The following is a 23238-nucleotide window of genomic DNA, read 5'->3' on the forward strand; positions in this document are numbered from 1 at the left end:
CACTCACGAATTCATTTCCGGTTGCGGGGACACTTCTGTTCCCGCAAGCCAAGCAATGGCCTCGTCCAACTGATTGTTTGCATAGTCATGGACCGGACAGGGAATCAACGGTTTGAACATCCGGGCCGCATCGCGAATCCAACCTATATCAGTGACCACGGCAACCTTTTCGAAAGCCATCATATATTTGAGGCCCACTTTTAAATCGTCCCATGCGGCTCCAAGAGTCAGCCGTGCAAACTTCGGGCTTAACTGGTAAAGAAGGCGCACCTTGCGTCCCTGTCTCAATGCTTCGTCGAGCAAAGGGATTAATATCATCTCGTAGTCTTCAGCTGTCACGACATCTTCAGCGCGAATTCCAAGAATATGCGCTGGAAGATTCTGCATGATTGTGAACATAAAGCCCTCCAGGTTCTTCTATTTTTGCTTTTCAAAAAGAATATGAAAAGAAGAAGGCATTTGTAAGTTTACAAAAATGATGCTGTCGGTATGTTAATCGTCGTCGCTTTCAGGCGCGATTTTAGAAATCACGTTCTTGAAATCTTGTTGCGCTTGAACATCGCTCGGAACTTCACGGCGATCTAAAGTAAAACGGATGTTCTTGATCAAATGCTGGCCAAGTTTCTTGTTCAAAGTATCCTGAATCGGATCCTTCATAAACGTCAGCTGTTGCATCCAAGAACTGCTGCGCACCCACAAGTACAAAACGCCGCGGTTGAGCCCCACGGGTTCGGTGTTTTGGGCGATCGTCGGTCCGACAAATTCACTCCAGCGGGCCCACAGCTTCCAACGCATAAACTGTTCAGACAACGGCGAATTGCCGCTCTCAAACAGGCGCTGAAGGACCTCGGAGCCGAGGCTAAACTTGGATTTAGGATCTTGATCACGCATAGGTTAGATCTAGCACAGCTAACCCCTAAAATCCTTTGAAAAAACTCCCCTTTCCGCCTTATCACCCCTTGTCAAGGGCCCCCAGAGCGGCTACACAAGGCCCATGAACTTGAAATCAGACAAGAAAATCACGGTGGTAGGAGCTGGCTTAGCCGGCAGTGAATGTGCTTTGCAACTCGCCGACATGGGCTACAAAGTCGTGCTTTTTGAAATGCGCGACAAGACCATGACTCCAGCCCACAAAACCAACAAGTTTGCGGAGCTTGTCTGCTCAAATTCTTTCGGCAGCACGGGCGAAGTCTCTGCCCCGGGTCAGTTGAAATGGGAAGCGCAGAAATTAAATTCAAAAATCCTCGAAGCCGCTTACCACGCGCAAGTTCCTGCGGGCCAAGCCCTCGGCATGGATCGCGAAGTCTTCTCTTCAAAAGTCACGGAGATGATCAAGAATCATCCGAACATCGAAGTCCGTAACGACGTGATCAACAACCTTGATGAAGTTCCTCGCCCAGCAGTGATCGCAACGGGCCCACTCACGCACGATAACTTGGCCGAAAGCCTGCGCCGTCACTTTGGTGATGAGTTTATGTACTTCTTCGATGCCATCGCGCCGATCATCGATACAGACAGCATCAACACAGACATCGCTTGGAAAGCCGATCGTTACGATAAAGGCACCGGCGATTACTACAACTGCCCGCTCAATAAAGAAGAATACGAGCGCTTTATTGCCGAAGTAAAAGCCGCACGTAAAATCGAACCAAAAGAATTCGAAAAAACGGATTTCTTCGAAGGCTGCATGCCGATTGAAGCCATGATCGACCGCGGAGATCAAACTCTGCGCTTCGGGCCGATGAAACCCGTGGGTCTCGACAACCCAAAAACCGGCCGCTACGCTTACGCCGTGGTTCAGCTTCGCCAAGACAACAAAGAAGGCACTGCTTATAACATGGTGGGCTTCCAAACCCGCATGGCTTATAGCGAGCAAGTCCGTGTCTTCCGCATGATCCCTGGTCTTGAAAACGCGGAGTTCCTCAAGCTCGGCAGTATTCACCGTAACTTGTACATCAATTCACCAAAGCGCCTGAACTGCGATCTTTCCAGCAAGATCGATCCATGGTTGTTCTTCGCAGGACAAATCACCGGTGTTGAAGGTTACTTCGAATCGACATGTGTTGGTTTGATGGTGGCAAAGTTCATCGATCAAAAGCTGCAAGACAAAGTCTTCACTCCGCCGCCACGTTTGTCGGCGATGGGATCCTTGCTTGAAGCGATCACCGATCCAACTCGTGCAGAACACTTCCAGCCGACGAACATCAACTTCGCTTTGATTCCGCCGCTCACCGAAGAAGACCTTGAGCCACTCAAAGCTCAGAAACTTCACCGCGATAAAAAAGCGAAGAAAGAAGTGCAAATCAAGAAGGCCCGCGCGGCTCTTGAAAGCTGGGCTCAACAGTAACCAGAAAGCTGGGTCTAAGCGTCTCAAACTGAGACGTCAAAACTCTGCGGGCCCGCTTCCCAATTTCGGCGCTGGCTCAAGCAGGTACACGCCAGAGTCCCTATAAAGCCCCCGGCTTGGCCTAGAGCTTGAAGTTCTAAGCCAGTATGAAAAAATACCTAGGTCTCTGCTTATTCGTGCTATTTCCCCTTTGGGCCACAGCTCAGACAAAGCTTTTTCCTGAAGCCTGCGTAGCCTATGCCCTCGACAACTCGTTTGCTTCGATCAACCCTGGTGAGACCTCGTCACTGTTCGTAAAATGCCCGAATGAAAAAGCAGAGCCGGAGCGTGGTGCGGCCCGCCCAAAATACACTCGCAGTGATATTCAGTTCCTGCAAAGAGCTTTTAGCAATATCGAAGATTGTCTCGATATTCCAATGACTGAAACGTTCCCTCGTCTGATGATGGAAAGCGGTTTTCACCCTTCGATTCAAAATCCAAACGGCGACACTGGTATTGGTCAGCTCACAAAGACCGCAATCCAAGATGTCGACCGCGTTCTTCCCACTTACAAAGATAAGATTTTTAAAAGCACCAAGAATAGTTGCCGCTGGCTCAAAAGTTACTCGCAAAGTAAAACAGGATTCTGGAGTCCTGTTGGTAATGGCAGCCGCTGTCAACTCATGACAAAAAACTACGGTGTTCTTAAAAACATTCTCTACGCTTCGATCTTGCACAAGCTCAACAAAGATTATGTTGCGAAAGAATATGAAAAACGCCAGATCGGCACTCTGCTGCTTCAAGCTGGAGTTTCCGACGATCACGGCCCTTACCTCCGTGAGCTTCTCGTCGATCTCGGTTACAACACCGGTGGCGCAACGGCGGTTAAAAACTTTCAAGATTATCTCTTAAGTCGCATCGATTTTTCTCAGCGTAAATCGCAAGAACTTGCGAATCCGGTTCTTTATCACGCTAATAAGTATCGCTTGAGCGAATTCCTTGGCCATGTGAAGGCCGATGATTTGGATTTCATGAAAGGCATCGCGCGCCTCAGTCAACGTCGCGAGCAAATCAAAGCAAATCTTCTCGCACAGAATCCAAAACTTTCAGAGGGTGAGCTCAATCGTCTCATTGCTGTTTCTCTCCGAAACATCTCAGCCTCTGAGCTGAGCTTTCCAGAGTGGCTCAAGATCTGGCAAAGTCATGGCGGTCCTGGCTATGTCACGAGCTTAGCATCTATTCATCGTCGTCTTGATGAGAAATTCGGCGCCGGTGTTTGCGCCGACAGTCAGTCATTCCGGCCCTAGTTCAGTTGGTCTACTGCTTGCAATAGCTCTCCCCGAGTGGCGACTTGTCACCATCTATCGAATCTATTCTGGGGGGAATAATGATACTACCAATTCTTATGTTACTAGCTTCGTCTTTCAGCGCTCAGGCACAGGTGCCACCAGGAGTCCAAGTACGGAGCGTTCAAGCCGTGGGATCAGGTTGCCCCCAGGGAAGTTACAGCGCAATGATTTCACCAGACGGCAGTGCCTTTTCTCTGCTCCTCGATCAATATGTTGCTGAGTCCACTCGCCAAATGACTTTGTCACGAAAAAACTGTCAGCTCAAAGTGGACTTCGCAGTCCCAGCAGGTTGGCAATTTTCAGTTCTCTCAGCCGACTATCGTGGTTTTGCCAATGTTGAAGGCGGCTCGGTCGCGACTCATCAAGCGATTTACTCTTTTGATGGAGCTCGTCCTCCGAATGAAAGACCCGGTTTTCAAGATGGCAGTAATTATTCTTTCAAAGCCCAAGACTTCAACGGTCCTTATCAAAACAACTACTACATTCACAACGAAATCGATCCGCGCTTAGCTCCATGGTCGCCGTGCATGGGTACTGCGAATCAGTCGCTCTATGTTGCCACGTTCTTAACGGCACGCTCACTCAATCCGCGCAGTCCATCTTCAGCAATGATCACGCTCGATACAATCGACGGCCAAGTTCAGTCTCAGAATTTCCGTCTTTCTTGGAGAACTTGCAGCTTCAACGGACGCCCAACTCAGCCTCCGGGCGGCGGCATCCAGCCACCTCCTTCGCGTGGCAATCCAAACCCAGGCAGACCACCGCGTTTTCCATAGACTAAGAATGGACCCTCGACTCGTCGAGGGTCCAATTTTCGAACAATCGAACATTTACACTCGATTCTGTTTATAAAGAAAATTACTGTGAGTAATGCGTTTTATTTTACTCGCTCTCCTCGCAGCAATATCAGCGGCCTGCACACATGGGAGTGTCGGCTATCGATCAACGACTTACACCGAAGTTCCTGTAAAGCCTATGAGCCAAATGCTTGCAGAGGCACTCGGCACGGGCTACACCGTCCAAATTACTGAAGGCCCGGACTCGGAGTTAAAACTTCCTGGCAGCGGCGTACAGTTCGGCTCATATGCACCTCTTGGCAATAGCAATTGGGATTTTGAAGTGGCCGTTGCTTTTCAAAAATATTCCAACATCCCCTACAACATTCGATATCAGAAAGGTGGCACCTCGGGTTCCTTCAGTTTTACTTATGATGTCACTGGCTCTACTTTAGACCTTGATTTCGGCTATCGCTGGCGATGGCTGCGCCCCTATGCGGGACTCCGCCGCGATACCTACGTGATGTCGTCCATCGATCCGTTTTTCTACAATACAACCACGATCAGCAACCTCTTTGGCATCGGTGGTTTGGACATCACTATTCCGGTTTCTTCGGGCGTCGGAATCGCACTCCGAGGCGACTATGCCACTTGTCTGACCAAGGACTCCACCGTCAAAAGCGCAGATACGATTACAGCGCAGCTGAACCTGATTTGGGGCCTCGACAAGAGGCCCTGACATCAGGCGCTGTTTGTTGTCTTGGAGGCCCGCGTAAGCTATCCTAAGTCGTTATTTTCACGGGGATAATTATGGCGGAACAAAATACGAACCAGCTCTCAGATCGTTACAACCCTCAAGAAGTTGAAGGCAAAGTTTATCAGTGGTGGGAAGAATCCGGTTTCTTTAAAGCAGAGAACCGCTCGACGAAACCTCCATTCAGCATCATCTTGCCTCCACCGAACGTCACAGGCTTCTTGCACATGGGGCATGCTCTCGATCATACAATTCAGGATTTACTCATCCGTTGGAAACGCATGAACGGTTTCAACACCATGTGGTTGCCAGGCACGGATCACGCCGGCATTGCGACTCAATCGGTTGTTGAAAGAGAACTCAAAAAGAATGAACACGTCACTCGCCACCAACTCGGCCGCGAGAAATTCGTAGAAAAAATCTGGGACTGGAAACGCCAGTACGGCGATCGCATTTATTCCCAAATGCGCCGCTTAGGTGATTCTTGTGACTGGGAACGCGCGACCTTCACTCTCGATGACGGTGTTTCTAAAGCCGTTCGCAAGGTTTTCGTTTCTCTTTACAAAAAGAACTGGATCTACAAAGGCCAAAGACTCATCAACTGGTCGGGCCCTCTCGAGACAGCCATCTCGGACCTCGAAGTAGAATACAAAACCGTTAAAGGTTCTCTCTGGCACATCAACTACCCGCTCGAAGATGGTTCAGGCTTCCTGACGATTGCAACGACTCGTCCAGAAACTCTCTTGGGCGACACGGCGGTTTGTGTCAACCCTGAAGATGAGCGCTACAAAGCTCTCATCGGTAAAAACGTGATCGTGCCTTTGATCAATCGTAAGGTAAAAATCATCGCGGACTCGTATGTTGATAAGTCTTTCGGTTCCGGCGTTGTGAAAATCACTCCGGCGCACGATTTCAATGACTACAAAATCGGTAAAGCGCACAACCTCGATTTCATCAATATTCTGACGAAGAAAACAACGATGAACGAAAACGCGGGTCCTTACCAAGGCCTCAGCGTGATCGAAGCTCGCAAGAAAGTGATCGAGGATCTTAAAAACTTGAACCTTCTCGTCAAAGAAGAGCCTCACGTGAACAACGTAGGTCACTGCTCGCGCTCAGGCGCTGTGGTTGAGCCCTTCTTGTCGGAACAGTGGTTCGTTAAAACAGAAGGCCTTTCTGTTCCTTCTCGCCGTGTGGTTGAGAGTGGTACAATTCGCTTTGAACCTGAGTCTTGGACAAAGGTTTACCTTCACTGGATGAATATCATCGAAGACTGGTGTATTTCGCGTCAGCTTTGGTGGGGTCACCGTATTCCTGCATGGAACTGCCCTGACTGCGGTCACGTGACTGTCTCTGAGACAGATCCTACGGAGTGCGAAAAGTGCCATAAGAAAAACCTCACGCAAGAGGAAGACGTTCTCGATACTTGGTTCAGCTCGGCATTGTGGCCGTTCTCAACAATGGGCTGGCCGGAAGAGACTGAAACTCTGAAGACGTTCTACCCAACCAGTTACCTAGTCACTGGTCACGATATCATTTTCTTCTGGGTTGCTCGTATGATCATGATGGGTCTTGAGTTCAAACGTGATGTGCCGTTCAGAACGGTTTACATTCATGGCCTTGTTCGCGACTCTCAAGGTAAGAAAATGTCTAAGAGCTCCGGCAACTCTGTTGATCCGGTTGAAATGATCGACAAGCACGGTGCGGATGCGCTGAGATTCTCGTTCCTCGCTCACTTGTATTCCGGTAAAGACTTCAAGTTTGCTGAGCAACGCCTCGAAGGTTACCGCAATTTCATGAATAAGATCTGGAATGCGGCCCGCTTTGCTCTGACGAATCTTCAGGACTTCCAAGCTCCGGCAGATGGCGTGAAGGCTTTGCCAAACAAGGCGCAGATTTCGATCTTCGACCAATGGATCATCACGAAACTTGGCGAAGTAGAAAAAACGGTCGAGGAAGCTCTCGAGCAAGAGCGCTTCTCAGACGCGGCAACGGCTTTGTATCAGTTCACATGGAATCAATTCTGTGACTGGTACATCGAGTTCACAAAACCGATCTTCAGCGGCTCTAACAAAGAAGAGCGCGCAGCGACTCAGCTCGTGATGGCGCAAGTTCTCAATCGTATGATGAGACTCTTGCACCCATTCATCCCGTTCATTTCGGAAGAGATTTACCAAAAGCTTCCGATCCGCGGGAAGGCTTGTATCATCGACCAATACCCGAACACGCGTAACGATAAAGACTTCTTGGCTTTGGGTTCACCACAAGCCGCTTACGAAATCGATATCGTTAAAGACGTTGTGACTGCGATCCGCAATATCCGCGGCGAGAACCGCATTAGCCCGGCAGAAAAGCTCAATGTGCGCTTGGGTATTACAGAGGCCGATATCCAAAAGGTCCTGGGTAATAACAAGACAGCCATCATGACAATGGCTCGTTTGGCGAATCTGGATATCGGTGCTGACGGCAATCTGCAAAAGTGCGCGGTTGCCCCAATCACCACGAAGATGGGTCAAATCAAGGTCATTATTCCGTTAGAAGGCCTTGTGGATTTTGATGAGGAAATTAAGCGTCTTAATAAGGGTATCGAGAAGCTAAACAAGGATATCTCGATGCTGACGAGTAAGCTTTCCAATGAAAAATTTATAGCCAATGCCGATGAGGACGTCGTCGCTGCTGATAGAGAGCTATTAGCTCAAAGTAAAGTGCAGATCGAGTCCATGAAAGAGGCCCTTGTAAGATTCCAATAAAAGGGCCTTGCGCTCCGCGAAACGGAGCGCTATACCCTCGTTCGTCCCCTAAGTATAAGCCGGAAATAAGGTCCGGAGTTTCTACCCGCCACCGTAAAAGGCGGACTATTTGGAGATCAACGATGAAGGCTCTAGCTCTCGCGGTTTTAGTTCTGAGTACTCTTAGCTTCCAACAATCGTTCGCCGACAGTTTTCCTACTGGCCCGGCTTTACAAGTAACCCCAGGCAAATTATGCGATAAACCGAATGCTTACCGCTATCCGGAAAAAATCGCTTATTGCGATCGCGATGTCAGCCCGGGCCTCAAGCACCAAATCATCGAAGATTATGACCGCAAATTCGGTTACAACATCGAATCTATGCCTCGTAACGAATTCAAGATCGACCACTTCATCCCACTTTGCGTAGGCGGAAGTAACGACGTTACAAACTTGTGGCCACAACACGAAAGCGTGTACACAATCACAGACCCTCTCGAAGAGGCTCTTTGCGATAAGATGTTCCATGGGAAGCTTTTGCAGAAAGATGCAGTAAGACTCGTGATTGAAGCGAAGACTCACTTAGACGAGGCTCCTGCGATCCTCGCCCAAGTGAATGCTCTCTAATTATTCCTGAGTATATGAAACCTTGACGGAGCTAGTCTCTGTCATGGTGACGTCATCCGCCAGTAAGAGCACGCCATTTGCGAAACTGTACTTGCTGGCATCGATTGCAACTCCGTCTACTTCTACTTTCACAATCTTCATTGCCATTGTGTCTTTCAAAGTGAACGAGCGACCGAGTTTCGTTAATACATCCGTTTTCAAATCAGCAAAGTGTTTCGACCAATCCAAATCACAGATGTTGTAAACCTGCGAACCCGTTTGAGTTGCGAGAGTTTGGTAAACCGCCCCCGTCGCCGCCTGACACTTACTCACGGAGCTGCCAAGACCAATGAAGCTGAAGATCGCAGCCTGACCGGAAGCCACACCGGCTTTTGCTAAATTCGTCGTAAAGTTCGCAGCCGTCATCGACGAGTTGTCATCTGTTACAAACACGATGATCTTCTTAGAATCCGCACGGAAGAACGGAATACCGCTGCTAATGTTGAAGTTCAACTGACTGATCAGCTGCGCAGGACCGTCGTTAGAACCGATTGTCTTATTATACTGAACGAAGCGAGTTGCATCCAAGCCACTTGGCAAAGCCACAGACGTCCCTGTTGTTCCTTGCTTACTGAGAAGCATGAACTTCATGTCTGAAGACTTATCCAAAGCATTGATGAAAGCTGTCAGATTCGCACGAACGTTTGCCGCCTCTTCATTCATAGAACCCGAGTTATCAATCACCCAAACCATATCAAGTGGCTTCATTGTCTTAGTTGCACTGATCGAGAAGCTTTCAGTCAATACAGGTGGTGGGTTACAAGCACCATCCTGACGGAGGAACGCACCTTTTTGGTAGTCACCCGTTGAGCTGAACGAACCGTTTGTGCAGAGGTTCTTCTCTTGTTTTTCATAGACGTTGGCAAGATTGCCGCCATACTTACAAGCCGCAGCCTCAGAGACCGTTTGACCCGCCAAAGTTACGAACTTAAAGCCGCCGCTAACAACACCGTCAGAACAGTTACAAGCACCCGTCGTCTGCAAGAGCTTACCTTTAGAGAACATGTTTTGAGCTACAGACTGAGAATTCGTGCAGATATAAGTCTGCTGCTTCTCATAGACGTATTGCAAGTTACCGCCGTTCGGGCAGAGACCTTGCTCAACGATTGTTGCATTAGGAACGAGCTTGATTGAAGAAGCCCCTTCCGCAGAGCCATCGGCACATTTACAAGCGCCGGCTTGGCTGAGGAGTTTGCCTTTTTGGTAATCTTCAGAAGAAACAAGCTTGCCGTTGTCGCAAGTGTACTTCTGTTGTTTTTCATAAGTCAGAGTCAAAGTGCCGTTGGCGGGGCATGCTTGGTTTTCGCTGATGGTTTGACCATCAACGTTTTTCCAAACGCTCATGCCATTGTTCACGCCATCAGCGCAGTTACAAGCGCCTTTCTGGCCAAGGAGTTTACCTTTTTGGAATTCATTGCTGCCGACGTACTTACCGCCATCGCAAAGAAGCTTTTGTTGTTTCTCATAAACCATCGTGAGGTTGCCGCCGAAGTCACACTTGCCCGGCTCTTCGATGTTTTGTCCGTTCACGACTTCCCATTTAATAGAGCCGCTGACTTGGCCGTCATCACAAACCGCTGGTGCCTGTGATTCCTCATCGCCTTTTGCAGCGAGAGCATTGGCAGCTTCTTCTGGCTTAAATGATACAGGAGCGCAGTTCTGGAAAAGAACGCTTGTGAAGAGAGCCATACCGAAAATCAGCGTGGCTATACGCAGGCTACGTGCTTTCATTTTCATCCCCCTGAACGTGAATTAACGTCTTATTATTATCGGCATATTTGTTTATTTTTTAATATCAAAGACTAGTGAATGTTCCACATCGGATAGGAACTCTTTCGACACTGTCTCAGACTGAAACATTTTTTTTGGTGCAAGCTTGAAGTTCAACCGTTCGAAGAAAGTTTTCGGACTTGTTCGGAGATGTCGAGTTTTCCTCACGCTCCCGAGCATCCGCTGGAATGATCGCGGACCCACACAGAGCCAAGGGAGCAAATAGATTTCCTCAGTACGTACATATGCGTCCGCAATCAGGACTCTGAATCTAAACGTACATAACTCAGATTCTATTTTATAAAATAATAAGCATGCATCGCTCTCGAAGTTTACCCATCATGTTTCTGCTGACTGGAATCTTATGGAGCGAGCATTGCTTTTCTCAAATTACTCCTTTTGCATTCTGGAAAAAGAAAACTCCTTCAGCTCCTGTGGTTATAACCATCGTTACATCGAATGCCAGTTGGGCGGTTCCGAGCGACTGGAACAACTCTGACAATCTCGTTGAGTGTATTGGCGGCGGCGCAGGCGGAGCTCCTGGGCAAAGCTCAGGGGGCTTCAACGGCGGGGGTGGAGGCGGTGGCGGGGCTTACACTTATGTTCAAAACATGACTCTGACTCCTGGTGGAACTGCTGCCGTAGTCATTGGTGCCGGAGGAAGTTCTGGCGGTAACGGTGGCGATACCACCTTCAATGGCGCTGCAAACTTAACTGCAAAAGGCGGCACGACCGGAGCCTCTTCAGGCACCGCCGGTGTTGGCGGCTTGGTTGCCTCCTCAATTCCCTCTGCGAATGCTATTGCAGGTGGTGATGGTGGCGCTGGCGGCGGCGGCATTGCGGGAGCTGGAGGCGGTGGTGGCGCGGCAGGTCCTGATGGCCCCGGAGGCAAAGGGGGTAATGGAAATGCCGGCTCCAATAGCGGCGGCGGCGGCGGTGGCGCTGGAAATGGCGGATCTGCTGGCGCTAACGGGACTTCTACAACAGGAGGAGCGGGCGGAACCTCAGCCAATGGTGGCGGTGCCGGCGGTAAGGGTTCAAATCAATTCACCAGTAATGCCGTTGCAGGTTCTGCCGGAACAAACTTCGCAGCCTCTGTCGGTAGCGGCGGTGGCGGTGGTGGTGGCCCCGGAGGCGTCAGCACCGGCACAGGTAAAGCTGGCGGCAATTACGGCGCAGGTGGTGGCGGCGGGAGCGGATTTAGTGGTGCATCTGCAGCGGGCGGTGCCGGCGTGAAGGGCGCTTGTCGCGTTACCTATACGCCGCCTTAAAATAATTTTTCGATATTCTCAACAGGACGACCGATGACAGCGACATGATCTTTCACGACGATCGGTCTTTCTAAAAGCTTCGGATGTTTCACAAGATTTTCAACAACAACATCAACTGAGTTCACATCAAAACCGAGTTCTTGATATAGGTCTTCTTTCGTACGCACGAGGGCCGGAGTTAGCCCACCCAAATTCTTGATCAACTCGCGGATCTCTCTCGCCGTTGGCGGCTCTTTCAGATACTCGACAACGACCGGCTCCACACCACGCGCTTGCAACAAAGCCAGAGCCTCACGACTCTTACTGCATTTTGGATTGTGATAGATTTTCCACTGAGACATTAGTAGCACTTGCAGCTTGGTGCTGTTGTCAGAATGCCAGCGCAACGGAAAGTCTTTGAACCGTTTGAGAATTCAAGATCGTCGATCTTGCCATTCTTTTCAGTCAGAACCATTTCCTGGCCGTTTTCAAAATAAGCGCGCTCGCCTTTTTCTTCCTCGTAAACTTCACCGTCTTTTTGCAATGAAGCGATGAAGGAATCACTTGGATCTTTAGTTTGTTCACTTGGCAAAGGAATCAGTGTTGGCTGACCTTCTTTATCGACTTTGAAATACAACAAGTGTCTCGAAGCTTGATCACTGTCAGAATAATCGGTCTCGATACGAATACGGCGTTCTTCGCCGCCGGCACGCATGTTCCAAGTCACCCAATCTTCAGAGCGAAGAATAGGATCGCCAAGATCGCTCTTTACAGTAGAGAGTAAGCTATCAAAACTTGGATCAAGACGTTCGCCGCTGGCGTTCGAAGGATTCAAACCCACGCAAGCTGCCATCTGTTTCATGCTTTGACCGAAGAACTCAGAGGCCTTGGCCAAATCAACAGGCTCTGCTTTTTTCTTATCTTGAGTTGGAGCTGCTTCCAGTCCCACCTTCGCTTGAAGGTCATCATCAAAGCGCGCATCAGGGCCTGTGTCTTCAGGCATGTCGCCGACTTCAGTGGCTGTGGTCTCTGGCGGAGGTGTTGACTTGTTGCTGCGGAACCAAACGAAGCCGCTCACGAGGGCTACGAAAATTCCCACGCCGATGCCGACTTGGAAATAATGTTTAAGCCTCAAGCTCTCTTGATCGGGTACTTGCTGATTCATCCATAAGCCTTTTTAGTTCGACCAGGAATTTCATAATGTCCTGTTCGGTATTGTAAATATGAGGACTTATGCGAAGACTGTTACAACGGACACTGACGAAAATATTCTTTTCGCGAAGTCTTCCACACAAATCCTTCACACACACTCCACCCGGGGCTCGCGCGCCGATCATGTGGCCTGTGCGACGGTTCTGAGGCACTACTTCAAATCCTAAAGTTGCCAAACCGTTTACCAAAGTTTCATTCAAAGACGTGATATGAGCAAAGATTTTTTCAGGTGTGACGGCATTGAGAACCTTCATAGCCTCAATCGCCATGGGATTTAGAGCAAAATTACTATGCTGACCGCTATCAAAACGGCGCGCGCCTATATGGTACTCGTCTGTATACTCTGTAAGCTTCGTAAAGTCTTCGCTGCAACGGCGATTCACCCAGTTGTTTTCTAAAGGCTGGCCGTTTAAGTGTCTGTCAGCGACGTACATGTAAGACACACCGTAAGGACCGAGTTGCCACTTATAACCAACGCTAAAGAGGAAATCAGGATCAAAAGCTTTTACATCAATCGGTGAAACGCCAAAGGACTGACTGATATCGACAACAAGTGCAGCGCCGACAGATTTGGCTTTCTTACTGATCGCAACCAAATCAAAGTGGCTGCCGTCAGACCAGTCCGTTTGCGGAACAGAAACCACCGCGGTGTTTTCATCAATCGCCGCCAAGAACGCCGAAGTCCAATCGTGATTCGGAGGACGAGTTACAAAAGTGCGCGTCTTCCATGGATACACGTTGGAAGGAAACTCCCCTTCCGGCATCAAAACCGTTTTACCGGCAGGCACCGGTAAATTCAGAACTGCGGTTTCCACGCCATAGCTCACAGCGGGAATCAAAGCGATATTGTCGGCAGAAGTTTTTAAGAGACTCGCGACAAGGCCACGAAGCTCATCACAACCCGTGAAAAAATCAGAAGTTTGTAAGCGCCACGGCTGTTCCTTAAAAGAAACGGCTTCCATCCCGGCCTCAGTGATCTTTTTCATCTGAGGAGAAATGAAAGCCGAATTCAAGAAACAAACCGAGTCCGGAATGTTGAATAGGGCCCTGTACGTCGACATGGGCCCAACACTACTTGATAAGACCGATCTCGCGCAATCTTTGCATGAGGAAATCGCCCCCAGTGATATCTGGGTACTTAGCGCCTGCGCCGCGGCAAGATGGCAAACAGCTCAGCATCGCATTTGGATTTGGATGCATAAAGAAAGGCATAGAATAACGAGGCTTGTTTTTAGCCTCTGGGCTATTCACAACCTGGTGAGTCGTTGACGGAATCACGTCATTCGTCAAACGAGCCAGCATATCGCCCGCATCCACGATCAAAGTATCCGGCTCAGAAACGATGTCGAGCCAAGAACCGTCGCGATCTTTCAATTGCAAGCCAGACGCGGTTGCCGCAGGCAAGATCGTGATGAAGTTAATGTCTTCGTGCGGAGCTGCACGCAAGCAACGTGGATCTGCATCCGCAGGAATCGGTGGATAGTGCAACAAACGAAGGATCGAGTTCCCTTCGTGAGTCATGCCACGGAAGAAGTCTTTTGGAACTTCCAAAGGACCCGTCAAAGCTTCAAGCATTGCTTGGCCCGCTTCTTCGAGATCTGCATAGAGTTTTGAAAACACAGGTTTGAATTCTGGAACTTCTGTCGGCCAGATATTGTCTGGATAGTATTTTTCTTTGAGTGGATGACCGTCAGCCACTTCACGGCCGACGTGCCAGAACTCTTTCAAGTCCATGACTTTTGCGTCTTTTGCATGCTCTTGACCGAATGGAGTGTAACCACGTTGACCACCACCCGCTTTAGAAATGTAAGAGCGTTTTGTTTCAACTGGAAGTTGATAGAATTTTTCGAGAATGCTGTAAGCTTTGTGAAGAAGAGCGGGCTCAACGCCGTGATCTTTCAGGATGATAAAGCCGTAATCAACAAGGCCTTTGTAAAGCTGCTCAACAAAGTGGGCTTTTTGTTCTGGAGTGCCCTTTGTGTAATGAGAAAGGCTCAGTGTTGGAACCTTACGCAGAGTCGATGAACCGGTTGCTACGGTGTTTTCCTGAAAGCTCATAAATCCCTCCCAAATGAGTCTCTAAAATAAGGGATTGGGACTTATGCGGGCAAGTCTAGAAACCGCAACTAATTATTCATTGAAAGAATGTTAAAAACGACCACTGTTTCCGCAGAGATAAAGCGGAAATGGACATCCCCATCAAGCAGTCTAAAAGCATGATCGCTTCGATATGGCGACTCTTCGTTTTCGTAACCCCGATAAAGCACAGGGCGCGGGTCTAATTTGAGGGTATCAACGATGATTTCCCGCAGTTTTTTATCCGGGTGAGCCTTCTGCCACTGCTCAATAAAGGCCTCGGCTTCGGGTAAAAATTCCACGGTGATTTGCTTTTTCTCAGCCTTATCGAGCCATCCGGTGCGGGCTTCGGGCTTGGCTTCGACCTCAGGGATATAAGGTTTGATATCGAGGATCGGGGTTCCATCAACCAGGTCCGCCCCCGCAAGGATCAAAGAATCGCCTTCAATTTTCACCAATTCCACAAGCGACAAACCGATCGGGTTTGGTCTGTGTGGACTGCGAGTCGCGAAGACTCCTAAACTTTCACCGCCGAGACGTGGCGGATGAACTTTGGCGTGATAACGAGCGGTTTTGTTTTGGTGGAACATGAAAATGAGCCAAACGTGACTGAAGTTTTCGAGCCCCTCAAGAGCTTGAACCGGCTGCAGATCTGCGCGGATTTTCAGGCGTGACCAAGCGTGCGGCGACAATCCTGGCTGTCGCGGCGTTCCAAATTTATCTCGATAGGAGGACTCGAGATAACCGATTGGTTTTAGATCACTTATTGGCTCGTAGTTCATAGGTGCTCCCTGTTTGCATTGGAAAGTAGACAATGACAAGCACATTTCTGATGACTTGAGTTGGAGCGGTGGTTATTTACCAGGCACATTTTAACAACACTGAAGGAGGCACATATGTTGCGCTTTATTCTCTCTGCAGCTTTGGTTTTGGGCATGGGCTCTGCAGCTTTGGCTGGCGAACTTGATAACGAGTCTGGAGTTACTAACAAAGAACTTCAAGGCACTTTGGTTTTGCGTGTAAACACACAAACTAACGAAGCTACTTTCGTCAAAACGGATGCAGCAATGGTTTCGAAAGAAGACGCTCAAGCTTTTGCAGCTCAAGCGACTTTCTCTCCGGTTCCAGCAGCGAACATCAAGTCTGAATTGGACAAAGATGGCGGCGCTTCTAGCTGGTACTTCTACTATCCGTCATACGGATACTACAACCCAGGTTGCAACTGGTACGGCAACTACTACAACCCGTACTACAGCTACAACTACGGATACTATAATTATTACTACTACGGCTCATACTGGTCGTATTGGAGATAGTTTCCCCATATAAAGCTGGTTCTAAGAACCAGCTTTTTTTTTGCCTTTTTTAGACGGAGGAATCTTTATGCAGAAGTTTCTTTTCACCGCGATCCTAGCTTTCTCTTTTGGTGCTCAAGCTCAGGTTTTCAAAAACATCTCTATTCTGCAAAACTCTTTGGGTTTTCAAAAATACTACAACGCGACTACTGCAAAACCTGTGAAGGTTGCGATCTTTGATAAAGGCTTCGAAGGTTACCAAGCTGAGATTGGTAAATCGCTTCCGGCAAATACAAAATACATCGCGGGTCCTGTCGCAGCTCCGGATGATCAAAAAACTGAACATGGTTTCCGCATGGCTCAGATCTTTACGGCGCTTGCGACAAACAACATGCAAAAGCCGGGCGTGATTTCTGAATTCTATCTTTACAACGTTTTCGGTTACTCTAATTTCAAAGCCGCTGTCGACGATGCGATTAAACGCGGCATCGATGTGATCTCTTACTCTGAAGTTTGGGAGTACGGTGGCAACAACGACGGTCAGGGTTTCATCAACGCTGAAGTGACTCGTGCAACTGATGCCGGCATCATCTGGGTGAATGCGGCTGGGAACTTTGCTTTAACGACTTACAACTCTGCGATTGAAACTGGCGCTGAAGACTGGGTGAAACTTCCAGACACGAATAATGCTTTGGCACTTCGTTGTGAACAAAACTCTTCTGGCAAATGTTTGATTAAAGCCGTTCTTTCTTGGAATGACTTTAAGAACGATACAAATCCAGGAACTGACAAAGACTTGGATCTTGCGATCACAGATGACATGCTCAACATCATTCAAACGAGCGGGCTTAAGCAAAGTGCAGATCCAAACGAAAACCGTCCTGGTTATTCTAAGTACGCACGTGAAATTCTGACGGCAGAATTAAAACCAGGCACTTACTATTTCCGCGTAAAAGACCGTAGCAAAAACTTCGGCAAGAACGATCGCCTTCGTCTGACTGTGGATGGCGAAAACATCACGATGCCTCACCACGTGGTGGATGAGTCGATTTTAAATCCTGGCGACAATCCTTCTGCAATCACAGTCGGTGCGTTTGATGCCAATCGCAGTGCTATTTCTTTAAAATTGAACAAGCCAGACATCGTGGCTCCGTCTTCGATGATCTTGCAAGATGGCAGCGAATTCCGCGGTAGCTCGAACTCAACAGCGGTTGTGGCAGCAGGCGTTGCTTTGATTCGCTCAATGAATCCAGGTGCAGACCGTACGAAGGTTTTGGCAAAAATGTCGAAGGCTTTTAACTGGGATCAAGGCGGCTTGAGTTTAAACTATCTGCGTTTCACTTCAACGACGAACGGTTGTTTCAACTCACGTGAGTGGATGGAGGCTCCGGATTATATCAAGCAAGCACTCACAACGGGCGGCTTGTTGGTTCAAACCAACATCCAATATCGCATCATGGTTCCGTTCGATCCATTCTTACTCGCACCAAATCTGCAACGTCAAATGCAAGACGATATGTTGGTAGCCCTTCCACAAGGCGGCTTCCAAGTCATCCGTCGCGTGGGCCCGGTTCCGCAAGGTGCGATTGAATTATTCCAGCGTCCCGCAGAAATGGGACTTTGCGAAGTTCCATTGAAGCGCGCTGGCCGAGTTTTCTTGTTGTAAAAGAATTTGAAAATTATGAATAAAAAAAGCCCGCATCGAAAAAGCGGGCTTTTTTGTTTGTCAATTCCGAAAAGCGACCTGGTACCTTTTAGGCGAGGTTTTCGTCGCCGACGGCGATGAAGGCTTCTTTGGTTTTTGCGCGGACTTCGTCGCGTTTTCTGAATTTATCCATGATCAAGTAGAAGCATGGAACTACGAACAATGTCAGAACTGTCGATACCAAGACACCGCCGATCAAGCAGATCGCCATTGGTTTCATGGTTTCAGAACCTTCGCCTGTGGCGAGAGCCGATGGGATTGCGGCAGCAATCGTCGCGGCCGATGTCATAATGATCGGACGGAGACGAACCGGGCAGGCTTCCGCCAAAGCATCGAAGGCTTTTTCAGTTCCTCGGTCACGAACCGTATTCGTGAATTCAATAAGCAGAATCGAGTTCTTTTTCACGATACCCATCAAGAGCAATAAACCGATCATCGAATACATATTGATTGACTGCCCCATCGCCCACAAACCGAAGAAAGCTCCACTAAAGCTAAACGGTAAGGCCATCAAGATCGTCACCGGATCGATGAATGAGTTGAACTGACTCGCCAGAACCATGTACGCGACGAAGAGGCCCAAAACCAATGCAAAGATCAAACTTTGGAAAGATTCTTGGAACGACTTCGCGTTACCCCCTTGGGCGATCATGTAACCAGGTTTCAAAACACGCTTGGCGATCTCTTCCACCTTGGTCATCGCCGCTTGCTGTGAAACACCGGTTTTTAAGTTGGCGCTGACCGTGATCGCACGCTGACGATTTGAACGAGAGATCGACTGCAAGCTCTTCTCGGTTTTTTCAGTCGTCACTTGCGTGATCGGGATCAAATTTCCGCGCGCATTACTGATCATCAATGATCGCAACTCTTGTTGCGGCGGTAACTGCGAGTCTAATTTCACTTTGATATCATAACGGTGACCACCCTCTGGATACTCCCCGACTTTGACACCACCGATGAGCGCATTCACAGAGTTACCGATCGCTGCCACACGGATTCCGCGATGAGCTGCTCCGATACGGTCAGGAACGATTTGAATTTCAGGCATACCAAGCAGGTAATCCGAGTCAACGTCGACCATCAAACCTGACTTCGTCATTTCTTCCATGATCTCGTCCGCTGATTTTGCCAGCTGGTCCCAATCAGAACCAAGAACTGTGAATTCCACCGGGAAGCCACGGCCTGAAGAGAATCCGCGCATCGACATATCCATCAAGACCGGACGCACATCAGGAATTTTAGCAATCGCCTTACGGGCAATCTGCATGAATTCGGCTTGCGAAAGTTCGTGGCCTGCTTCCGCATCGATTCCGCGCTGACCTTTTGGCTTCAACGATACCATCATCATAATTTGATTGGAGTCCGAAGAGCCACCGGCCCCGAAACCACCGATCACCGCATAGACCTTCTGCACTTCTTGACGAGCCCTAAACCATTTCTCCGCGGTTTCAGCTTGTTGATTCGTGTATGCCAACGAAGTTCCCACCGGCAGCATCAAGCGCGCCATGAACATGCTCATGTCCTGCGCTGGTGACATCTCTTTATTCAAGTTACGGAGAACTGTGAATGAAGCCGCAACAAACACCAACGAAGCGATGAGAACTTTCTTTGGATGGCGCAAGCAGAACTTCAAAGCACCGGCGTACCAATGAACCGTTTTATCCATCATTAATTCGAAAGCACGGCCCAAACGAGTTGTTCTATGACCCACGTGAACAAAGCTTGCACAACGCATAGGAGTGATCGTCAAAGACTCAAGCAATGACAACACCACCGCGATGGAAATCGTCACACCGAATTGCATGAAGAACTTACCGATGATCCCCTTCATGAACGCCACCGGCAAGAAGATCGCCACAACCGCGGCCGTTGCTGCCATCGCGGCAAAGGTGATTTCGCGGGCGCCGATAATCGCCGATTCGATTTTCCCTCGCCCTTGTTCATTGTAACGGAAGATATTTTCAAGAACCATGATGGCATCATCGACGACGATACCAATCGCGAGAGTCAAACCAAGCAGAGTAAATGTATTCAGCGTATAACCCAAGAAGTAGAGACCGATGAACGCCCCGAGCAACGACGTTGGAATAGATAAGAGAACGTTGAAAGTCGCCGACCAGCTCCCCAAGAACATCCAACACACAATGGATGTCAAAATCACCGCAAGACCCAAGTGCTTCACAAGTTCATGCACCGAATTTTCGATAAACACCGAGGAGTCATAGTTGACTGATAGCTTCATCCCTTCAGGCAACTGCGTTGCGAGTTCCTGCATGCGGGCTTTCACGCCACGAGCGACGGCCACCGCATTCGTGCCACGTTGTTTTTTAATACCCAATCCGAGGGCCGGTGTGCCATTAAAGCGAGAGAATCTGCGCACATCATCTAACCCCATGCTGACATCGGCCACTTGTGACAGACGAACCATATTGGTCGGATCCTGCACCGTTTGTCCACCACGACTGCTGATCACGATGGATTTAAATTCATCCACAGTTTTGGCTTCACCCATCGTACGCACGTTGAAATATTTTTTATCGTTTTCAAGAAAGCCACCTGGAAGCTCTGAGTGCTCGTTTTTAATCGCGTCCATGACGTCATTCACAGAAATATTGTAACGAAGCAGATCTTTAGGACGAACACGAACACGCATCACCGGATCTGTGTAACCACCGAGAGTCAGCTCCCCCACGCCGTCGACAGTCGTCAGACGATCTTGCAGGTAGTCTTTTGCGTACTTCATCAGGAATTCAGAATCGCCTTTATCGTAAGTCAAAGCGAGCCACAGAATCGGCTGATCTTCAGGATTGGTCTTAGAAATTGTCGGAGGATCGAGTTCATCCGGCAATTTTCTTTGTGCAGCAGCCACTTTGGCTTGAACGTCTTGAAGCGCGATATCGATATTGCGATCTAGGTCGAATTCAACCGTTACTGTTGCAGAACCGGATTTGCTGGTTGAAGTAATTCTTTGGACACCTTCCACCGTCATCAAGGCACTTTCGACGACGTCGACAACTTGAGTTTCCATGACCTCAGGTGCGGCACCCGCTAACGACAGAGATACTGTCACGGTTGGAAAGTCGACGTCTGGCAATTGGCTAAGACCCATGCGGCTGAAAGAAATCAGACCGAAGCCGATCAAACCAAACATGAGCATCCAGGCAAAAACAGGATTACGAATCGATAAATCCGAGAGCTTCATACAATACACCCCAATACGGAAACCACTGAGCTTCCACAATTCGGTTGTACGCCTGAACTATGGAAAACGTATGGATAACACTGCGATCGTCCAAGATTTTCTCAGAAAAAAAGCGGACTTTGCAGTCCGCTTTTTAAGGGTGCTGGGTATTTTAATTTCCAGTCGCAAAACTAGACTTTGGCTGTCTTGCTACTAGATTTTGAAGTTTCCGGACTTCGCCATCAAAGATTTCATGTCTTTGATAATAATTTCTTTACCGTTGAGCTCGATCAAACCTTCGTTTTTGAACTCCGTCAGGTGACGCGATAAAGATTCATTGATGGTGCTTGCCAACTGCGCAAACTCGTTGCGAGTTAGTTTCAAATTCAAGGAAATGCCAGCCGGAGTTTGCACCCCGAACTTATCCGCCAACACGACCAATTGGTACGCGATGCGCTCTTGAACTGAAGCCAAGTAGTGTAATTGATTTGTAATTTCGTAACTTTCGATATCAGACACGGCCTGCTGAAGGAGCATTTTCAACAAAGGCGACGCCTGCTGAAGTCCGGTCAAAACCACATCTTTTGGATACAACCAGACGGTTGTGGGCTTGATGGCCTTTGCCATCGAAGACGATGGTGAACCTCTTACAAGGGCTTTGTAACCAAAGAACTCACCAGGTGATACCAGTTTGGTAACATACTCTGGGGATGTTGTTCGGCCACGGGTCAAGTTTCTGTTTACAACCACCTTCACCGAACCACTGTGGACATAGTAAAGACCCTTAGACGTGTCTCCCTCTTTATAGAGGATATCTCCTTCCTTGAGCTGAATGATTTCATAGGGTAGCTCCGAAGCTGTTGAAATCACTGTACTACTTTCTGTATTCCCAATAACTCCGACGGAACCCGCATTAAGAACTGTCTGTGTTTGCATTGCAAACCTCCAATGCTTGCATTGTTTATCCGAGTGTTTACGTAAGTGTAAACTGTAGGGTCTATAAGTAGTCGGGCCCTGTGTGAAAAGCCACGCGCTACCGGCGAAGTTTTTGTTAACTTTCAGAGATAAATTTGGCTTGACCCCCCGAGGCATGAGGGCTAGATTTCCGCGAGATTTAATAAACTTTTCCAATAAAATCAGGAATTTAACTATGTTTAAAAACCTCGTATTGTTTTTTACGATTTTGGTATGTGGCATTGGTTCTTCGACACTTTCTTTTGCGGCTCCTTTAAAGGTCGGTTTGGTTCTCGACAAGGGCGGCAAGGATGATAAGTCATTTAACTCTGCAGCCTACGAAGGCGCTACAAAAGCAGAAAAAGATCTCAAAATTGAATTGAAATATGTTGAGGCCACAGACACGAACGCAATTGAAAATCTGCATCGTGCGTTTGCTCGTAAAAACTTCGACTTGGTTATCGGCATTGGTTTCGCGCAAGCCGAAGCGGTTAAAAAAGTAGCTGCACAATTCCCGAATGTGAAATTTGCCATCGTTGATGGCGACATCACTGCACCGAATGTTCGCTCTTTGTTGTTTGCCGATCACGAAGGTTCTTTCCTGGTAGGAGCAGCAGCTGCTTTGAAGTCGAAAGACGGCAAACTCGGCTTTGTCGGCGGCATGGATATTCCACTGATCCGTCGTTTCCAGATGGGCTACGAGGCCGGCGCAAAACACATCAATCCTAAAGCGACTGTCATCACAAACTACATTGGCGTGACGAGTGAAGCTTGGAACAATCCTGCGAAGGCAAAAGAGTTGGCTTTGGCGCAAATCTCTCAAGGTGCGGATGTGATCTTTGTCGCTGCGGGCGCCTCTGGCTCCGGCGTTTTCGACGCTGTTGAAGAGAAGAAGAAACTCGCGATTGGTGTTGATTCCAACCAAAACTGGATGAAGCCGGGCTTTATCTTGACGAGTATGATGAAGCGCGTGGATGTGGCGGTTTACAACACGATTCAAGATACACAGAACGGTAAATTCACTGCGGGTCCGGTTCACTACGGTATCAAAGACAAAGGTGTTGATTACGCATTGGATGATAGCAACAAAAAGCTTCTCACACCAGATATCACAAAGAAATTAGATGATTTGAAAGCTCAAATCACAGCCGGTAAAATCAAGGTTCCTGACTACTACACTCAAGGGAAAAAGTAAT

Annotated in this window: 20 protein-coding genes and 1 riboswitch; of the genes, 10 read left to right on the forward strand and 10 right to left on the reverse strand. The window is 48.6% G+C overall.

What is annotated here, in order from left to right; all coding sequences use genetic code 11:
• Nucleotides 1-3: 3 nt before the first annotated feature.
• Both JSU04_14520 and JSU04_14525 read right to left on the reverse strand, forming a co-directional pair.
• A complete protein-coding gene (locus JSU04_14520; protein ID MBS1971521.1) occupies nt 4-399 on the reverse strand; it encodes an STAS/SEC14 domain-containing protein in 396 nt (131 codons plus the stop codon).
• A gap of 93 nt (nt 400-492) precedes the next feature.
• Nucleotides 493-891 (reverse strand): DUF721 domain-containing protein, encoded by a 399-nt coding sequence (locus JSU04_14525; GenBank protein ID MBS1971522.1) that lies wholly within the window; start codon nt 889-891, stop codon nt 493-495.
• A 103-nt stretch (nt 892-994) separates the two neighbouring features.
• Here JSU04_14525 and trmFO point away from each other — a divergent pair, with 103 nt between their 5' ends.
• The 6 genes from trmFO to JSU04_14555 all read left to right on the forward strand — a co-directional run bounded on the left by trmFO (nt 995) and on the right by JSU04_14555 (nt 8560).
• Nucleotides 995-2347, forward strand: coding sequence for a methylenetetrahydrofolate--tRNA-(uracil(54)-C(5))-methyltransferase (FADH(2)-oxidizing) TrmFO (trmFO, locus tag JSU04_14530; protein MBS1971523.1), 1353 nt, complete (start codon nt 995-997; stop codon nt 2345-2347).
• A gap of 146 nt (nt 2348-2493) precedes the next feature.
• Nucleotides 2494-3633, forward strand: coding sequence for a hypothetical protein (locus tag JSU04_14535; protein MBS1971524.1), 1140 nt, complete (start codon nt 2494-2496; stop codon nt 3631-3633).
• A gap of 98 nt (nt 3634-3731) precedes the next feature.
• Nucleotides 3732-4451 (forward strand): DUF4360 domain-containing protein, encoded by a 720-nt coding sequence (locus JSU04_14540; protein MBS1971525.1) that lies wholly within the window; start codon nt 3732-3734, stop codon nt 4449-4451.
• Between the two features lie 94 nt (nt 4452-4545).
• A complete protein-coding gene (locus JSU04_14545; GenBank protein MBS1971526.1) occupies nt 4546-5190 on the forward strand; it encodes a hypothetical protein in 645 nt (214 codons plus the stop codon).
• Nucleotides 5191-5261: 71 nt separating this feature from the next.
• Nucleotides 5262-7955, forward strand: a complete 2694-nt coding sequence (locus JSU04_14550) for a valine--tRNA ligase (GenBank protein MBS1971527.1) — start codon at nt 5262-5264, stop codon at nt 7953-7955.
• Nucleotides 7956-7985: 30 nt separating this feature from the next.
• Nucleotides 7986-8083, forward strand: a riboswitch (purine riboswitch).
• Nucleotides 8078-8560: a hypothetical protein gene (locus tag JSU04_14555; GenBank protein MBS1971528.1), complete on the forward strand. Its 483-nt coding sequence runs from the start codon at nt 8078-8080 to the stop codon at nt 8558-8560. Its footprint overlaps the riboswitch before it by 6 nt.
• Here JSU04_14555 and JSU04_14560 read toward each other — a convergent pair whose 3' ends face one another.
• Nucleotides 8561-10330, reverse strand: coding sequence for a VWA domain-containing protein (locus JSU04_14560; protein ID MBS1971529.1), 1770 nt, complete (start codon nt 10328-10330; stop codon nt 8561-8563).
• A 380-nt stretch (nt 10331-10710) separates the two neighbouring features.
• Here JSU04_14560 and JSU04_14565 point away from each other — a divergent pair, with 380 nt between their 5' ends.
• Nucleotides 10711-11640: a hypothetical protein gene (locus JSU04_14565; GenBank protein MBS1971530.1), complete on the forward strand. Its 930-nt coding sequence runs from the start codon at nt 10711-10713 to the stop codon at nt 11638-11640.
• Here JSU04_14565 and arsC read toward each other — a convergent pair.
• The 5 genes from arsC to tsaA form a co-directional block, all read right to left on the reverse strand.
• Nucleotides 11637-11981, reverse strand: coding sequence for an arsenate reductase (glutaredoxin) (arsC, locus tag JSU04_14570; protein ID MBS1971531.1), 345 nt, complete (start codon nt 11979-11981; stop codon nt 11637-11639). The two genes, JSU04_14565 and arsC, sit on opposite strands and share 4 nt — an antisense overlap.
• On the reverse strand, nt 11981-12784 hold the full coding sequence (locus JSU04_14575) for a hypothetical protein (protein ID MBS1971532.1): 804 nt from the start codon (nt 12782-12784) through the stop codon (nt 11981-11983). The genes arsC and JSU04_14575 overlap by 1 nt, the downstream gene beginning before the upstream one ends.
• The gene (locus JSU04_14580) at nt 12744-13793 is read right to left on the reverse strand and encodes an aminotransferase class V-fold PLP-dependent enzyme (GenBank protein MBS1971533.1); all 1050 of its coding nucleotides are present in this window, start codon (nt 13791-13793) and stop codon (nt 12744-12746) included. The genes JSU04_14575 and JSU04_14580 overlap by 41 nt, the downstream gene beginning before the upstream one ends.
• A 109-nt stretch (nt 13794-13902) precedes the next feature.
• Complete coding sequence (locus tag JSU04_14585; GenBank protein MBS1971534.1) at nt 13903-14889, reverse strand: isopenicillin N synthase family oxygenase; 987 nt, start codon at nt 14887-14889, stop codon at nt 13903-13905.
• Nucleotides 14890-14957: 68 nt separating this feature from the next.
• On the reverse strand, nt 14958-15689 hold the full coding sequence (tsaA, locus tag JSU04_14590; GenBank protein MBS1971535.1) for a tRNA (N6-threonylcarbamoyladenosine(37)-N6)-methyltransferase TrmO: 732 nt from the start codon (nt 15687-15689) through the stop codon (nt 14958-14960).
• A 114-nt stretch (nt 15690-15803) separates the two neighbouring features.
• On the opposite strand from tsaA, the gene JSU04_14595 reads away from it, so the two are divergent.
• Together JSU04_14595 and JSU04_14600 are read left to right on the forward strand one after the other, a co-directional pair.
• Entirely contained in the window at nt 15804-16223 is a 420-nt protein-coding gene (locus tag JSU04_14595) for a hypothetical protein (protein MBS1971536.1), read from the forward strand.
• A gap of 67 nt (nt 16224-16290) precedes the next feature.
• On the forward strand, nt 16291-17868 hold the full coding sequence (locus tag JSU04_14600) for a S8 family serine peptidase (GenBank protein MBS1971537.1): 1578 nt from the start codon (nt 16291-16293) through the stop codon (nt 17866-17868).
• A gap of 88 nt (nt 17869-17956) precedes the next feature.
• On the opposite strand, the gene JSU04_14605 is transcribed toward JSU04_14600, so the two are convergent.
• Both JSU04_14605 and JSU04_14610 read right to left on the reverse strand, forming a co-directional pair.
• Nucleotides 17957-21109, reverse strand: a complete 3153-nt coding sequence (locus JSU04_14605) for an efflux RND transporter permease subunit (GenBank protein ID MBS1971538.1) — start codon at nt 21107-21109, stop codon at nt 17957-17959.
• Nucleotides 21110-21301: 192 nt separating this feature from the next.
• Nucleotides 21302-22024 (reverse strand): Crp/Fnr family transcriptional regulator, encoded by a 723-nt coding sequence (locus tag JSU04_14610; protein MBS1971539.1) that lies wholly within the window; start codon nt 22022-22024, stop codon nt 21302-21304.
• A gap of 214 nt (nt 22025-22238) precedes the next feature.
• Here JSU04_14610 and JSU04_14615 point away from each other — a divergent pair, with 214 nt between their 5' ends.
• A complete protein-coding gene (locus JSU04_14615; GenBank protein ID MBS1971540.1) occupies nt 22239-23237 on the forward strand; it encodes a BMP family ABC transporter substrate-binding protein in 999 nt (332 codons plus the stop codon).
• Nucleotide 23238: the final 1 nt, after the last annotated feature.

This window comes from Bdellovibrionales bacterium (assembly GCA_018266295.1).
Lineage (GTDB): Bacteria > Bdellovibrionota > Bdellovibrionia > Bdellovibrionales > Bdellovibrionaceae > JACMRP01.

Bases quoted from the DNA above. Each gene is read 5' to 3' on its own strand.
- JSU04_14520 (MBS1971521.1), bottom strand. From the start codon at position 399: ATGTTCACAATCATGCAGAATCTTCCAGCGCATATTCTTGGAATTCGC.
- JSU04_14525 (MBS1971522.1), bottom strand. From the start codon at position 891: ATGCGTGATCAAGATCCTAAATCCAAGTTTAGCCTCGGCTCCGAGGTC.
- trmFO (MBS1971523.1), top strand. From the start codon at position 995: ATGAACTTGAAATCAGACAAGAAAATCACGGTGGTAGGAGCTGGCTTA.
- JSU04_14535 (MBS1971524.1), top strand. From the start codon at position 2,494: ATGAAAAAATACCTAGGTCTCTGCTTATTCGTGCTATTTCCCCTTTGG.
- JSU04_14540 (MBS1971525.1), top strand. From the start codon at position 3,732: ATGTTACTAGCTTCGTCTTTCAGCGCTCAGGCACAGGTGCCACCAGGA.
- JSU04_14545 (MBS1971526.1), top strand. From the start codon at position 4,546: ATGCGTTTTATTTTACTCGCTCTCCTCGCAGCAATATCAGCGGCCTGC.
- JSU04_14550 (MBS1971527.1), top strand. From the start codon at position 5,262: ATGGCGGAACAAAATACGAACCAGCTCTCAGATCGTTACAACCCTCAA.
- JSU04_14555 (MBS1971528.1), top strand. From the start codon at position 8,078: ATGAAGGCTCTAGCTCTCGCGGTTTTAGTTCTGAGTACTCTTAGCTTC.
- JSU04_14560 (MBS1971529.1), bottom strand. From the start codon at position 10,330: ATGAAAGCACGTAGCCTGCGTATAGCCACGCTGATTTTCGGTATGGCT.
- JSU04_14565 (MBS1971530.1), top strand. From the start codon at position 10,711: ATGTTTCTGCTGACTGGAATCTTATGGAGCGAGCATTGCTTTTCTCAA.
- arsC (MBS1971531.1), bottom strand. From the start codon at position 11,981: ATGTCTCAGTGGAAAATCTATCACAATCCAAAATGCAGTAAGAGTCGT.
- JSU04_14575 (MBS1971532.1), bottom strand. From the start codon at position 12,784: ATGAATCAGCAAGTACCCGATCAAGAGAGCTTGAGGCTTAAACATTAT.
- JSU04_14580 (MBS1971533.1), bottom strand. From the start codon at position 13,793: ATGGAAGCCGTTTCTTTTAAGGAACAGCCGTGGCGCTTACAAACTTCT.
- JSU04_14585 (MBS1971534.1), bottom strand. From the start codon at position 14,889: ATGAGCTTTCAGGAAAACACCGTAGCAACCGGTTCATCGACTCTGCGT.
- tsaA (MBS1971535.1), bottom strand. From the start codon at position 15,689: ATGAACTACGAGCCAATAAGTGATCTAAAACCAATCGGTTATCTCGAG.
- JSU04_14595 (MBS1971536.1), top strand. From the start codon at position 15,804: ATGTTGCGCTTTATTCTCTCTGCAGCTTTGGTTTTGGGCATGGGCTCT.
- JSU04_14600 (MBS1971537.1), top strand. From the start codon at position 16,291: ATGCAGAAGTTTCTTTTCACCGCGATCCTAGCTTTCTCTTTTGGTGCT.
- JSU04_14605 (MBS1971538.1), bottom strand. From the start codon at position 21,109: ATGAAGCTCTCGGATTTATCGATTCGTAATCCTGTTTTTGCCTGGATG.
- JSU04_14610 (MBS1971539.1), bottom strand. From the start codon at position 22,024: ATGCAAACACAGACAGTTCTTAATGCGGGTTCCGTCGGAGTTATTGGG.
- JSU04_14615 (MBS1971540.1), top strand. From the start codon at position 22,239: ATGTTTAAAAACCTCGTATTGTTTTTTACGATTTTGGTATGTGGCATT.